Origin of the sequence: Sorangium sp. So ce385 (assembly GCF_051474135.1) — a bacterium.
GTDB classification, from domain to species: Bacteria; Myxococcota_A; Polyangia; order Polyangiales; family Polyangiaceae; genus Sorangium; species Sorangium cellulosum_D.
Map to the genome: position 1 here is coordinate 4,408,608 of NZ_CP150337.1, position 12,628 is coordinate 4,421,235.

Annotated in this window: 12 protein-coding genes; 9 read left to right on the plus strand and 3 right to left on the minus strand. The window is 75.3% G+C overall.

The genetic code is table 11. The features are described from left to right. Positions 1 to 160: 160 nt before the first annotated feature. Positions 161 to 658: an anthrone oxygenase family protein gene (locus WME83_RS16330; protein ID WP_437320209.1), complete on the minus strand. Its 498-nt coding sequence runs from the start codon at positions 656 to 658 to the stop codon at positions 161 to 163. Positions 659 to 685: 27 nt separating this feature from the next. Beyond that, the gene (locus WME83_RS16335; RefSeq protein WP_437320210.1) at positions 686 to 1,462 is read right to left on the minus strand and encodes an alpha/beta hydrolase family protein; all 777 of its coding nucleotides are present in this window, start codon (positions 1,460 to 1,462) and stop codon (positions 686 to 688) included. A 382-nt stretch (positions 1,463 to 1,844) separates the two neighbouring features. On the opposite strand from WME83_RS16335, the gene WME83_RS16340 reads away from it, so the two are divergent. Then, positions 1,845 to 2,729 (plus strand): hypothetical protein, encoded by an 885-nt coding sequence (locus tag WME83_RS16340; protein WP_437320211.1) that lies wholly within the window; start codon positions 1,845 to 1,847, stop codon positions 2,727 to 2,729. 110 nt (positions 2,730 to 2,839) lie between these two features. Here WME83_RS16340 and WME83_RS16345 read toward each other — a convergent pair whose 3' ends face one another. Further along, complete coding sequence (locus tag WME83_RS16345) at positions 2,840 to 3,859, minus strand: phosphotransferase family protein (RefSeq protein WP_437320212.1); 1,020 nt, start codon at positions 3,857 to 3,859, stop codon at positions 2,840 to 2,842. A gap of 221 nt (positions 3,860 to 4,080) precedes the next feature. On the opposite strand from WME83_RS16345, the gene WME83_RS16350 reads away from it, so the two are divergent. From WME83_RS16350 to WME83_RS16385, 8 genes are all read left to right on the plus strand, one after another. Continuing rightward, positions 4,081 to 4,614, plus strand: a complete 534-nt coding sequence (locus WME83_RS16350; RefSeq protein WP_020735260.1) for an LEA type 2 family protein — start codon at positions 4,081 to 4,083, stop codon at positions 4,612 to 4,614. Between the two features lie 47 nt (positions 4,615 to 4,661). Further along, on the plus strand, positions 4,662 to 4,877 hold the full coding sequence (locus WME83_RS16355; RefSeq protein WP_061623509.1) for a hypothetical protein: 216 nt from the start codon (positions 4,662 to 4,664) through the stop codon (positions 4,875 to 4,877). A gap of 294 nt (positions 4,878 to 5,171) precedes the next feature. Then, complete coding sequence (locus WME83_RS16360) at positions 5,172 to 5,909, plus strand: RNA polymerase sigma factor (protein WP_437320213.1); 738 nt, start codon at positions 5,172 to 5,174, stop codon at positions 5,907 to 5,909. After that, positions 5,906 to 6,973 carry a hypothetical protein gene (locus WME83_RS16365; protein WP_437320214.1) on the plus strand — a complete coding sequence of 356 codons (1,068 nt, stop codon included), beginning with the start codon at positions 5,906 to 5,908 and terminating at the stop codon, positions 6,971 to 6,973. Before WME83_RS16360 ends, WME83_RS16365 begins: the two co-directional genes overlap by 4 nt. Further along, positions 6,970 to 9,831 carry a CHAT domain-containing protein gene (locus WME83_RS16370; RefSeq protein ID WP_437320215.1) on the plus strand — a complete coding sequence of 954 codons (2,862 nt, stop codon included), beginning with the start codon at positions 6,970 to 6,972 and terminating at the stop codon, positions 9,829 to 9,831. The genes WME83_RS16365 and WME83_RS16370 overlap by 4 nt, the downstream gene beginning before the upstream one ends. 214 nt (positions 9,832 to 10,045) lie before the next feature. After that, positions 10,046 to 10,483, plus strand: coding sequence for a hypothetical protein (locus WME83_RS16375; protein WP_437320216.1), 438 nt, complete (start codon positions 10,046 to 10,048; stop codon positions 10,481 to 10,483). A gap of 95 nt (positions 10,484 to 10,578) precedes the next feature. After that, positions 10,579 to 11,016, plus strand: coding sequence for a hypothetical protein (locus WME83_RS16380; RefSeq protein WP_437320217.1), 438 nt, complete (start codon positions 10,579 to 10,581; stop codon positions 11,014 to 11,016). Positions 11,017 to 11,707: 691 nt separating this feature from the next. After that, positions 11,708 to 12,628, plus strand: a complete 921-nt coding sequence (locus WME83_RS16385; protein WP_437320218.1) for a sigma-54 interaction domain-containing protein — start codon at positions 11,708 to 11,710, stop codon at positions 12,626 to 12,628.

Below are 12,628 nucleotides of genomic sequence, written 5' to 3' on the forward strand. Positions count from 1 at the left end.
CGCTCGGTCGAGCGATTGTGGTCGTATCGTACGCTGGGCTCGCTGCGATGCCGAGGCGTCCCGACTCGGCCGTTGTCTTCGGGGGGCCGCCCGACGCGCGGGTCGTCATGGCGTTTCTGGCGTCAACGATGCAGCGCCGCGCTCCCTGTCGGACTCGCGATCACCCGGCGCGCGCGCTCTGGACGAGGGCGAGCGTGAGCAGGGCGGCGGCCGCGAGGGCCGCGAGCGCCCGCGCGGTGTTCCACGTCGTCCACGCGGGGACGTAGCGCGCCCACGTCTCCGCGGCCGCCGCGGCCTCCGGCGAGACCCGCTCGAGCGCGTCGTTGAGCGGCACGTTGCGCACCACCGTGACCAGGAACGTGCCGACGACGTACAGCGCGCCCCCGGCGACGCGGAGCGCCGAGCCCGCCTCCGACCAGCGGAGCATCGACACGATGGCGAGGATCAGGCACGCCCCCGCGGTCCCCACGAACACGCCCAGGAACGAGCGATTCAGCACGACCACGTTGATCGACTGCATGGCCGCCATGCCCTCGGCCGGCGGGAGCCTGACCAGCGCGGGCATCACGAAGCTCGAGAACGCGAAGAACACCCCCGCGATCAGCCCACACCCGAGCGTCGACGCGAGGGTCAGGAAGAACAGCGCTTGCGGGATCATCGGCTTCACACCCTCCGTCTGGCTCGGTCATGGCTGTCGGCGCGCGGCGCGCGGCGCCGCGGGCCGGCGTCCGGCGGCTCGCTTGCGCGGGGCGCCGCCTGCTTTCGACGGGCGGGGAGCATCGCTCTTGCCGGGGGCCTGCTTCGCGAGCCAGGCGTCGATGGCGGCGAGGATCTCGGCGAGCACGCTATCGGCGGTCCGTCCGGCGGATTTCAGGAGCTCGAGCGAGTGGTCGCCGCCCTCCACCACATGCAGGCTCGCGCGAGCGCCGAGGCGCTTCAGCACCGGCCGGAGGAGATCGAGGCTGCAGAGCGGATCGCGGGTGCCCTGGAGGAAGAGCATCGGCGCCTCGATGGCCGAGAGGTGCTTGTCGCGGAGCGGGGCGCGCTTGCCCGCGGGGTGCAGCGGGTAGCCGAGGAACACGAGCCCGTCGCAGGGGACGCCGCGCGCGGCGAGGAGCGAGGCGATCCGGCCGCCCATGGATTTGCCGCCGATCAGGAGCCGCTCGGGTTTGTCTTTTCGCAGCCGCGCGATGGCCGCCTCGTAGGCCATCTCGAGCTTTTCCGGCCTGTCGGGCGCCCTGCGGCCGAGCTCTTTGTAAAGAAAGTTGAAGCGCAGCGCCGTGTGGCCGCGGTCCTTGAGCCCCCTGGCCACGTCGACCAGGAGCTGCGCGTGCATGTCGCCGCCCGCCCCGTGGCCCAGCACCACGGCCACACCGGAGCGCTTCGCGCGCGCGGGCGCGTGGAGCACGCCCGAGACCGCGCTTCCGTCGGGGAGGGGGATCGAGAGGGCTCGCTCGGGCATGGCGCCGTCATGCCATGGCCGAGGGGCCGGCGTCGAGGCCGGCGCAAGGGCGGGCGCGTTGCGGGCCGCGCCGTGGGGCGGGGCTCGATGGGAAGGATTGGCGCTACTTCCCTCGGAAGGGGGCGCCGCGGGATACCGTGGCTCTCGGGCGGGCGGCTGGCGATCGAGGACGATCCAACGACGGATCAGGCGAAGGCGAGTTGGGGGTTCCCGGTCGTACTGTCTGATGACGGTGCGATCATCCCATCGGCTGCATGAGGATGTGTCGAATTCCAAATGCATCACGCTGGCAGCTCGTAAGGCCACATCTCCGTCCCACCGCGCAGGCTGAGCGTGCCTTTTTCTTGGTATCGTCCACGCGGCGTGCCAGCCTGCGCCCGCCATGCGAAACCGATTCGATCGGCTGGCAAAGGACGTCGCTCAAGAGGGGCTCACGCCGATAGGCAAGGTGGTGACCAACGCCGAGGTCGTCGGAGACGCGCAGCATGCGGACGTGTGGTACGAGCCCGACGCGGCGCGCGCCTCGGGTCGAGAGCGGCTCGGGCTCCTGGGCCGCCTCGCGGCGACGGCGTGCACCATCGAGGCCTACAGCGATACGCCGAGCGCCGAGGAGGCGCGAGCGTGCGTGGAGAAGCACCTGGCCCTGTGGCGAAGCTGCACGGCCCGCGATCGCGAGGCAGAGCCCCCGTTTCTCTGGGTATTGTCGACGGGCCGTCCCACGGCCGTGCTCGACGGCCTGCGGGCGGAGCCGATGGCCGGCTGGCCCGCGGGCGTGTACGAAGGACCGAGCCTGCTGCGGGCCGCCGTCGTCGTGCTCGGGGAGCTGCCCCGCGTGCGCTCGACCGTGCTGATCCGGCTGATGGGCGGTGGGCGCGTGTTACGAGAGGCGATCGAGGACTTCCGCCAGCTGCCGAAGGATGCGCCGGAGCGCGCCATCGCGCTCGGTCCTCTGCTACGCTTCCGCGCGGAGGTCGAACAGCGCGGGCCGGCGACGCCGGAGGAAGAGGAGTTCGTGATGACCACCGAGGAGCTCGTCGAGCAGTTCATCGAGCAGGGACGCACACAGGGAGTGGCGCTGGGGATCGCCCAGGGAGCCATCGCGCTGTACGAAGCTCGCTTCGGCCCCATGCCTCCATCGCTGCGCTCCGCCGTCGAAGCCATGCGCGACCTGCCGACGCTCCGGACATGGCTCGTCCTCGCCGGCACCGGGACGCGCGAGGAGGTGCACGACGCCCTCTCCGCCGCTCCCCCCGGGCGTTCGTCCTGACCGCCGCGCGACAACCCCATTCCATCGCAGCGCGCGCGTTCCTGCCTTCGCTGCTCCGCTCCCCCGGCGACGGCCCCCGGACAGCGCATCCTCCACGGCGTACGGACGGCCTACGGCCGGAGCCGCCGCAGCGCCTCCAGCGCCTCGCGCAGCTCGCGTTTCCCCCGTTCCACCAGGTCGCCGTGGCCGTGCCGCGCGGCCCAGGGGAGCGCGATCCCGACGTTCATCGCCTCGTACGCGGCCGCCCGGAACGCGCCGGCCCGCGTCTGCGGCGGCCGGCCATACGCCTCCCAGAAGCGATCGTAGAGCGGCCGATTCTCCGGCGACGCGGACTTCGACAGCACGAACATCGTCCAGTCGGCCATCGGATCGCCCCAGAACGCCCGATCGGCGTCGATCACCCCGACGATCCTGGGCCCCTCCGCCCCGCGCTCGATCAGCAGGTTGAACAGCCACAGATCGCCGTGCAGGAGCCGCGGCTCCCGGAGCTCGTCGAGCACGGCCGCGCCCCCGCGGATGATCTCGATCGCCGCCGCCATCTCGCTCACGTCGAGCGACGCCCCCGCCATGGTTCGCAGCGAGCAGCCCAGGCGGTACAGCACCGCCTCGCTCCACGCGCGAAACTCGGGCACCGGGAACGGCCCGCCGAACGCGGAGCCGGCCGTCCCGTGGATCGTCCTCGTGATTCGGCCGAACTGCTCCCACAGCGAAAGCGACTCCTCCGGCGACAGCGCGTCGGCCACGTCGTCCCAGCGCTCGCCGGGGAGCAAGGTCTGGAACACGTAGTCGCGATCGAGGAGCTGGCGCGTGAAGTCCGCCGCGAGCGTGCGCGGCGCCAGCGTCGAAAGGGCGGCGAAGTGCGGCTGGATGTGCAGCTCGCGGCGCATGAGCGCCGCCTCGTCCCACGACACCGCCGCCGAGTCCGGCGGCGCGACCCGCAGGACGACCCGCCGCTCTTCGACCAGCGCCATCGCCGGCGCCAGCGAGACCAGGTACGTCGTATTGAAGGTGCCGCCGCCCAGCTCCCGGGCGGACGCGACAACGGCGCTCTCCCCGAACGCGCGCCGGCACATCGCCGCGATCTGCTCGGCCGTCAGCGCGCGCTGCGCATCCGCGGGCGCACGTTCCATCGTCGTGGGCTCCATCCAATCTCCTCGCAGGTCGCGCTGCGCCGGGATGCCGGGAAGGGCAAGGGGTCGAAGGGCAGGCGGGCCGTCTCGCGCCCCTCGACGGCGCGCGCCGGAGCATCCCCGCCGCGCGGCCGCGCGTCAACGCCGCCCCCTCGCGGGCGCCTCGCGCGCCGCCACGCTGCGAGGTGACGGCGCGTCCCTCCGCGGCTAAGCTCCCGCCCGTGCCGAGCCCCCGGAAGAACCACCTCCTGCGCCGCCTGCCCGCGCTCGCCCTCGCAGCGCTGACGGCGATCGCCGGTCCCGCCTGCGTCAGCAAGCCGACGATGCAGCTCGACCACGCCGAGATCACCGGCATCCGCATCGGCTTCCCGCCGAGCCTCGGCGTCCTCATGACCGTGGTCGTCAACGTCCACAACCCGAACTCGTACGACGTCGCCGTGCGCGCCGTCCGCGGCCAGGTCGTGCTCGCCGGCCGCTACCCGCTGCCGGTCGACTTCCGCGCCGACGGCGACGGCGTCTGGCTCCCCTCCGACCGCACGACCCAGGTCCGGGTCCCCATCAGCATCCCCGTCGATCTCGGCCTCCAGCTCGTCCGCGAGTCGTTCGCCACGCCCGTCATCCCGTACCGCTTCAGCGGCCGCGCGGACGTCACGGCCACGCGCACCTTCCGGCTCGAGGCAGACGACTACTCGGTCGACGACCACGGCGTCTTCTCCCGCCAGCAGATCGAGCTCGCCCTCGGCATCCTGCGATAGGCGGCCGCCGGGCGCGCCCCCACGACGCAACGAAAGACGGTGGCTGCATGAGCGGCGTGATACGAGCGACGACCCTGGGACGCTACGGCAGGCTCGCGAACGGCAATGCCTATTGCGACGACCCGCAGGAGCCCGACCACGTGAGGGCCGATGGACGGTGGACGATGACCGGCGCCACGGCGGCCGATGGCATCGTGATGTGGTTCTGGGCGTGGGAGAGCGTGCCAGGCGGCGAGAAGCGCAAGACGACCTATCCTGGATGACCTGAGTCCGCATCGCATCGAGCCTCGCCATGCGCCGCTCGCGCCCCGGGGGGCGCCCCTCTCTGCAACGAACAAACGACGAACGATGGACAGGGGCCGACCCCAGGGCTCGTCCCGAGCCCTCTGCCTGCCTGGATGTCCATCCGTCCCTGGATCGCTTCGCCGCGCCCCCGCGGTTTCTGACACGGGCCTCGACAAAAATCGCCGGCTCGCAGGGGTCGAGTCGTCCGGCGAGAGCCTGCTTCGATTGACGGGCGTGTTGCGCGCGTCTATCCGTGTGCATTGATGCCATCGATGTCCCCCTCGCCCGTGCAGCCGTGGACGCCCGCCGACGGCCCCTGGCGGGAGCCCGGGGCGGCGGCGACCTCCGAGGCGGCGCTCGCGCTGATCGCGCGGGCCGTGAGCGGGGAGCCGGCGGCGGTCAGGGCGCTCGTCGATCTGCTCACGCCCACCATCCAGGAGCGCGTCATGCGGCCGCTGCTCCGCCGCCGCCGCGCAGCGGGGCACCGCGACGTGCGGCAGGAGGTCGAGGACATGACCCAGAGCGTGTTCCTCGCGCTCTTCGCGGACGGCGGGCGCACGCTCCGCCAGTGGGACCCGGCCCGGGGGCTCTCGCTCACGAGCTTCGTCGGGCTCGTGGCCGAGCGCGAGGCGTGCTCGATCCTGCGCAGCCGCCGCCGGAACCCCTGGACCGAGCAGCCCACCGAGGACGACGCGCTCGAGCGCGTCGACACCGCGTCCGTCTCGCCCGAGCCGGCGGCGATCTCGCGCGAGCTGCTCGCGACCCTCGCCGTCCGGCTCCGCGACCGGCTGAGCGAGCGCGGGCTCGAGCTGTTCTATCTGCTCCTCGTCGACGAGCGATCCACCGAGGACGCGTGCGCCCTCACCGGCATGACGGCGGACGCCGTGTATGCCTGGCGGAGCCGCATCGGCCGGCTGGTCCGGCAGATCGCCGCGGAGCTCGCCGCCGAGGCCGAGGCGCCAGGGCGGGCGCCCGCGGCAGACCCAACCACCCCGGAGCGCGCACGATGAACGACAGGGACGAGGAGCTGCTCAAGGCGCTGGCGAGCGCCGCGCGCGCGGAGGATCGGGCGAGCGATCCGCGCTGGTCGGCGAGGGTGCACGGCGCGCTCGCGCAGGGCGAGCTCGACGCGCTGGAGGCGCTCGCGCAGCGCTCCGCCGAGGACCGCGAGGCCTGGGAGGCGTCGCGCCCGCTGGACGGCGAGGCGCGGGCGCGGTTCGCCGACAAGATCCTGGCCGGGCTGCAGGCGAACGGCGCGGAGCGCGGCGCGCCGGCGGCGAGCGCGGGCGGGCCGGCGGCGAGCGCGCCGCGCGCGGAGACGACCGGCGCACCCCGCGCGGAGGCGACCGGCGGGCCACGCGCGGAGACGACCAGCGCGCCGCGGGCGGAGGCGACCGGCGCGCTCCGGTCGGCCGCGAGCACCCAGGCAGCCCCCGCGGGCAGGGTGATCCCGCTGGCGGCCGCGCCGGGTCGCGGGCGCTGGATCGCCGCCGCGGCGGTCCTGGCCGCGGCCGCGGCGTGGGTCCTCGTCGCGCGGCTAGGCCCCGGCCGCCACGGCGGCGCGACCGGAGAGCCGGGCGCGCTGGCCCTCCTCGAGGCGCCCGCCCCGGTGCCCGACTACGCCGTCGCGATCGCGGGCGGCGAGGCCGGGCAACGGTCCGCGAACGGTGACGCCGTCGCGCCCGACATCGCGCGCCTCGGCCCGGGGTCGCGGCTCGAGATCGCCCTCCGGCCCGCAACCCGGGTCGAGGGCCCCGTCGCCGTGCGCGCCTTCCTGATCGCGGGGGACAAGGCGCTCCCCTGGGACGTGCGCGCCGAGGTGTCGCCGCAGGGCGCGGCGCGCATCGCCGGCGACACGGCGGCGCTCTTCCGCGGGGTGCCCGAGGGCGACTGGGAGATCGCGATCGCGATCGGGCGGCCCGAGGCGCTGCCGGACAGGCCCGCCGAGCTCGCGGACGGGCCGCCGGGCGAAGGCGAAAACCCCAATGCATTCCGCGTGTTGCGCCTCAAGGTGCGCCTGCTGCCGGGCGCGGCGCCGCCGCCGCCCGCCCCGCCGCAGCCGCAGACTCCATGAGCCGCCGCCGGGCGATCCGGGCCGCCGGGCTCGGCGCGGCGCTGCTCGTCCCGGCGCTGCTCGGCGCGGCGGCGCTCGTCTCCCGGAGCCGCGCCCCCGGCGGCGCGACCCCCTCCGCCGGCGGCGCAGGCGACCAGCCAGCGCCCTCCGCCGGCGACGCGCCCGACCCGGCGGCCCCCGCGACGCCACCGCCGCCCCTGGAGGTCGAGTTCGCCGGCTGCGGCGCCGTGCTCGCCGGCCCCGCCTGCGCCTTGCCCGACGATCGGGCGATCCGCCTCTGGATCAAGGCGCCCGAGGGCGCGCGCGTCGCCGTCGAGGCCGGCGCCACCCCGATCCCGCTCGACGGCGCGCCGATTCAGGGCGGCCTTCTCGTCCGCGTCCCCGTGCCCGACGGCGCCGCGGCCGTCTCGGTGACCGCCGAGCGGAACGGCGGGCGCGCGGTCGTTCGCCTGCCGCTGCTCCCGCCCCTCGCCGCGCCCGCGCTGGCGCAGGCCGAGGCGCTGCGCCGGCAGGGCCGGCTCGACGAGGCGGCGTCGGCCCTGGGCGGCCTCGCGTCGGGCCAGGACCCCACCCTGAAGGCCCTGGCCATCGGCAAGCTCGCGCGCGTGGATCTCGCGCGCGGCCGGATCCCGGAGGCGATCGCGCGCTTCGAGGCCTCGATCCGGGCGCACCGCGCCGCCGGGCGGCTGTCCGACGAGTTCCTCGATCGCTTCGCCCTGGCCTACACCCTCCTCTACAACGGCCGCAGGTTCGCGGAGGCGCGCGCCGCGCTCGACCCGCTCGCGCCGCTCGAGGCGAGCCACCCGGAGGGGCGCGCGCTCAAGCCGTACTACGCCGCGCTGCTCTCGTTCGAGTCCGGCGACCTGCGCGCGGCGCTCCGGCAGCTCGACGCGTCGGCCGCGGCCGCCGAGCGCCTGGGCCTCCGCGACCACCGGCGCCACGTCCTGCAGAAGCGCGCCGAGGGCCTCCAGCTCCTGGGTCGGCCGCTCGAGGCGCAGGCGCTGCTGCGCGAGGTCGAGGCGTCCCTCCCCGCCGGCAGCCCGCCGTGCGAGCAGGCCGCCCTCCAGAACAACCTCGGCTGGGGCGCCCTGCAGGTCGCGTGGGCGAGCGCCTCGCCCGGGGGGCCCCTCGCGGACGCCGAGGCCGCGCTCGAGGCCGCGCTCGCGCTGTACGGCGGGCCGTGCCCGAGGCCGGCCGAGCGGGCGAACGCGCTCACGAACCTCGCGCTGGCGAAGCTCGCGGCGGGGCAGGCGGCGCGGGCGCGCGCGCTCCTCGACGAGGCGCGCCGGACCGACGCGAGCCCCGACCCCGGGGTCGCGATGTATTGGCTCGACATCGAGGGGCGCCTCGCGCTCGACGGCGGCGACGCCGCGGGGGCGCTGCGGCGGTACGAGCGGCTCGCCCGCCTCGCGGAGGCGAGCGCGCTCGCCGAGGGGCGCTACCGGGCGGCGCTGGGCCGCGGGCAGGCGCTCGAGGCCCTGGGCCAGCCCGATCGCGCCCTCGCGGCCTACGAGGCCGCGGAGGCGCTGCGGGGCGAGCTCAGCCTGCTCGCGCCCCTCGGCGAGGGCCGGGGCGCCTTCCTCGGCCGCCTGGAGGAGGGCGCCCGCCGCGCGGTCGACCTCCTGCTCCAGCGCGATCCGGCCCGCGCCCTCGCGGCCGCCCGGCGGTCGCGCGCCCTCGCGCTCGCGGCGCTCCGGTGGGTCGACCGCATCGCGTCGCTGGACGGCGAGGCGCGGGCGCGCTGGGAGGCCGCGCTCTCCGCGTACCGCCGCGAGCGCGCCGCCCTCGACGAGGAGGGCCGCGACGACTGGCGGCTGTCGTCGGACGAGCTCGAGGCGGCCCGGGCGGCCCGGGCGGCGCGCGGCCGGTCGATCCGCGCGCGGTTCGACGAGGCGCTGCTGCTCGTGCGGCGCGGGGAGCCGGCGGCGGCGGCGCTCGCGGAGGCCCCGCGCCTGGACGAGCGCGAGCTGATGCTGGCCTTCCACCCGATCCGCGACGGGTGGGCCGGCTTCGCCGTCACCCGGGACGGCGTCGCGGCGCGCCGGCTGCCGGCGCTCGATCCCGCGGCCCCCGCCGCGACGCTCGCCGCGCGGCTGCTCGGGCCGTTCGAGGCGCCGCTCCGCGCGGCCGGGCGCCTGCGCGTCGCGGCGTACGGCGAGCTCGAGCGGATCGACGTCCACGCGCTGCCCTGGGACGGCGCGCCGCTCGTCGCCCGGATGCCCGTCGTCTATGGCCTGGATTTGCCGGGCGGCGCCGCCCCGGGAGCCGGGGGCGCCGGCGCGGCGCGCGGCGCGCTCGTTGTCGCGGATCCGCAGCGCGATCTGCCGGCCGCGCGGCGCGAGGCCGACGCGGTGGCCGCGGCGCTCGAAGGGCAGGGGCGCGCGGTGGAGCGCCTCTCGGGCGGCGCGGCCACGCACGCCGCGGTCGCCTCCGCGCTGGAGCAGCCCGGGATCGCGCTGTTCCACTACGCGGGCCACGGCTTCTTCGGCGGGATCGACGGCTGGGACAGCGGCCTCCCGCTCGCCGGCGGGGGCCAGCTCGCGGTGAGCGACATCCTGGCGCTGCGGCGAGCGCCGGCGCAGGTCGTCCTGTCCGGCTGCGACACGGCGCGCACCGGGGCCGCGCCCGGGGCCCGGGGGCTCGGGCTCGGCCTGGCGCAGGCGTTCCTCGTCGCCGGCGCCGGATCGGTGATCGCGGCGACGCGCCCGGTCGACGACGCGCTGGCGGAGCGGATGATGGTGGCGCTGGTCGCCGCCGGGCAGGAGGACCCCGGCGCGCAGCTGCGCGAGGCGACGCTCGCGGCGCTGCGCGCGACCCCCTCGTCCGACTGGGCGAGCTTCCGGGCGCTGGTGCCGTGAGCGGGCCGCGGCGGGCGCATCGCGGCGGCTCCGGCGCCGGGGGGGAGCCGCGGAAGGATCCGCCGCGGGGGCGCGTATCGATCGCGGGTCTCAACCATCAACCCCGCGAGCCTCGGGGCCGCGCAGCGGGATCGACCCGCTGCGCGGATCGAGGAGCGCCGGCGACCGGCGGGGACACGACGGTCCCAGGCCGGGCGCCACGGAGGATCTCGCCATGATTCGGAACAGTCTCAGAGCAGCTGGTCTCCTTGTCGCCGCGGGCGTCGTGTCGGCGCTCGGCATCGCCTCCACCGACGCGATGGCGGCGGAGCGAGCGTCGACGGTGCGCCACGGACCGGCGACCACCGATCCCAACCCCGTGGTCACCCCGTGCGGCGCTTGTTACAGCATGCGGGACCGCCGGCTCTATGTGTCCCTCGATGCCATCGGGAGCGCGAAGGCGGTATCGCTCGAGCTCGATTTGCTGCGCGACGGCAAGTCGGCCTATGGAGAGCAGCTGGCGCCGTACCGCGTGGCGAACGGTTACGTGGAGTACCTGGTGCCGCAAGCGCCGACCGAGGACGTCGGAGGGGGCAGGATACACTGGGTGACCTCGCAGGGGAGGTTCCGGACGATGACGGTCATCGTGGCTGCCGGCGGCGAGGCGGAGTAGAACAAGCGATCGCGCGAGGCCGGGCGCGGGCTCTCGCGCCGGCGAGCTGGGGACGACGAGGACGACCGTCGAGCGAGCGCCAGGAGGAACCAGGGATGATTCTGCACCGCATCAAATCAGCTGGTCTGTTTCTCGCCGGGGCCGCCGTGGCGGCGCTCGCCTTCGCGGGCCCCGAGGCCGCGGCGTCGGAGACGGGGCCTTCGGACCTGGAGATCCCGCCGGACATCCAGCCTCCCACGACCCCGTGCGGCGCCTGTTACAACATGCAGAATCGGCTGCTCTACGTGTCCCTCGCCAAGTTCGACAAGATACCGGCGGTCGTCCTCGATCTCTACGAGCCGGACGGCGGCGGCGCGGGCACCTATGGAGCGCTGAAGCCGGTCCAGGTCAACACGCTCTATGCCGTGTACTACGTGCCGCAAGGGCCGACCAAGGACGTCGGCTCGGGCGTGGTGCGCTGGAAGCACCCCTACGGCTACGTCCGGACCGAGGACGTCACCGTCGATGACCCCGAGCCGCAATGCGATGAGTAGCGCGCTGGCTGGCCGGCCGGCCGGCCGGCCAGCCACATCGACGCTGCGCTCGACTCCGTAACAGCGGCGCGCCCGCGCCGCGCTCGTCTCCCTTCCTCTCACGTTCTCCAGCCATCCACGCTGGTGGTGGCGTCAGCCCTCAGGTGGAGGCTCCAGCCTCCAGGCGGGGGCGGCGAGCCTCGACGCGCGGGGCCGCTCGGGACATCGCGCCGGACACGCGCTCGCCGGAGCGGCGGTGGTTCCGCGCCACGGTCGGCCCCGGACCGCCGCTGCGATTCCCTCCAGTCCAGGGCTCGCGGCGCGGCGTTCCGCGCGGGCAGCACGGGATGTGCGGCCTTGCGCCAGATTGCGCCGTCCTTGCTCGACTCGTCGTCCACGCTCGACCGGAGGGGGCCGCCGGCTCCGCGGCGCGCCGCGCGTCCGCCGGCGGGCTGAGGCGTTGGCCACCGACTTGCTTCGAGTCGCCCCCGACCCGTCGCCGCCGCGACACCCCGAGCGCCAGCGCGGCCCTCGCGGAGGCGACGTCCGCACCGCCGCACGAGGCCTTCGCCGCCTCGGAGTCGGTGCCGGAGTCAGCGTCGGACCCCGACGGCCACGGCACGTGAGAGACATGAATCACGCCCTTTCGTCGTGATGAGGAGCGTTCATGGTGGATGACTGTCAACCCGGTTTTCTTGCGATCGATCCGGAGATGCGGCGCCTTCGGGAGGCCCTGGAGACCGTGGCCCCCACGCCGCTGCCGGTCCTGATCCTCGGCGAGACGGGGACGGGCAAAGAGGTCGTGGCGGAGTGGATCGCGGGCATGTCGCGGCACCCGCGCGAGCGGTTCGTGAAGGTGAACTGCGCGAGCCTGTCGGAGTCGCTCGTCGAGAGCGAGCTCTTCGGCCACGAGCGCGGCGCGTTCACCGGGGCGGTCGCCCCGCGCGAAGGCCTCTTCGAGGCCGCCCACGAGGGCACGCTCTTCCTCGACGAGGTCGGGGAGCTGTCCCCCCGCACGCAGGCGAAGCTCCTCCGCACGCTGGAGTACGGCGAGATCGTCCGCGTCGGCAGCACGCGGCCGCGGCGCGTGGACGTCCGGGTGATCGCGGCGACGCACCGCGATCTCGAGCAGATGGTGAGGGACGGGGACTTCCGCCAGGACCTCTATTTCCGCCTCAACGCGGTCACGCTGCGCATCCCGCCGCTCCGGGCCCGCACCACCGAGGTCCTCCCGCTCGCGGAGCTCTTCGCGGCGCGCCTCGCGCGGCGGCTCGGCCGCCCGGCGCCGCGGCTCGCGCCCGAGGCGACGGCGGCGCTCCTCGCGCACACCTGGCCGGGCAACATCCGGGAGCTGCGCCACGTGATCGAGCGCGCAGTGGTCATGTCCAAGGGGGGGCCGATCGTCGCGGACCACCTGATGCTCGAGGCGCCGCGCGCGCAGGCCGACGTCGGGATCCGGGGCGACCTGCGCTCGTTCGAGCGGGACCGCATCGTCGCCGCGCTCGACCGGACCCGCCAGAACCAGACGCGCGCCGCCGAGCTGCTCGGCGTGTCGCGGCGCACGCTCACCAACAAGCTCAACGCCTACGGCATCGCGCGGCCCCGGAAGAAGGTCGCGCTGGAGGGCTGTTGA

Excerpts from the sequence above, each read along its gene's own strand:
- WME83_RS16330 (WP_437320209.1), bottom strand. The coding sequence starts at position 658 with ATGATCCCGCAAGCGCTGTTCTTCCTGACCCTCGCGTCGACGCTCGGG.
- WME83_RS16335 (WP_437320210.1), bottom strand. The coding sequence starts at position 1,462 with ATGCCCGAGCGAGCCCTCTCGATCCCCCTCCCCGACGGAAGCGCGGTC.
- WME83_RS16340 (WP_437320211.1), top strand. The coding sequence starts at position 1,845 with ATGCGAAACCGATTCGATCGGCTGGCAAAGGACGTCGCTCAAGAGGGG.
- WME83_RS16345 (WP_437320212.1), bottom strand. The coding sequence starts at position 3,859 with ATGGAACGTGCGCCCGCGGATGCGCAGCGCGCGCTGACGGCCGAGCAG.
- WME83_RS16355 (WP_061623509.1), top strand. The coding sequence starts at position 4,662 with ATGAGCGGCGTGATACGAGCGACGACCCTGGGACGCTACGGCAGGCTC.
- WME83_RS16360 (WP_437320213.1), top strand. The coding sequence starts at position 5,172 with ATGTCCCCCTCGCCCGTGCAGCCGTGGACGCCCGCCGACGGCCCCTGG.
- WME83_RS16365 (WP_437320214.1), top strand. The coding sequence starts at position 5,906 with ATGAACGACAGGGACGAGGAGCTGCTCAAGGCGCTGGCGAGCGCCGCG.
- WME83_RS16370 (WP_437320215.1), top strand. The coding sequence starts at position 6,970 with ATGAGCCGCCGCCGGGCGATCCGGGCCGCCGGGCTCGGCGCGGCGCTG.
- WME83_RS16375 (WP_437320216.1), top strand. The coding sequence starts at position 10,046 with ATGATTCGGAACAGTCTCAGAGCAGCTGGTCTCCTTGTCGCCGCGGGC.
- WME83_RS16380 (WP_437320217.1), top strand. The coding sequence starts at position 10,579 with ATGATTCTGCACCGCATCAAATCAGCTGGTCTGTTTCTCGCCGGGGCC.
- WME83_RS16385 (WP_437320218.1), top strand. The coding sequence starts at position 11,708 with ATGCGGCGCCTTCGGGAGGCCCTGGAGACCGTGGCCCCCACGCCGCTG.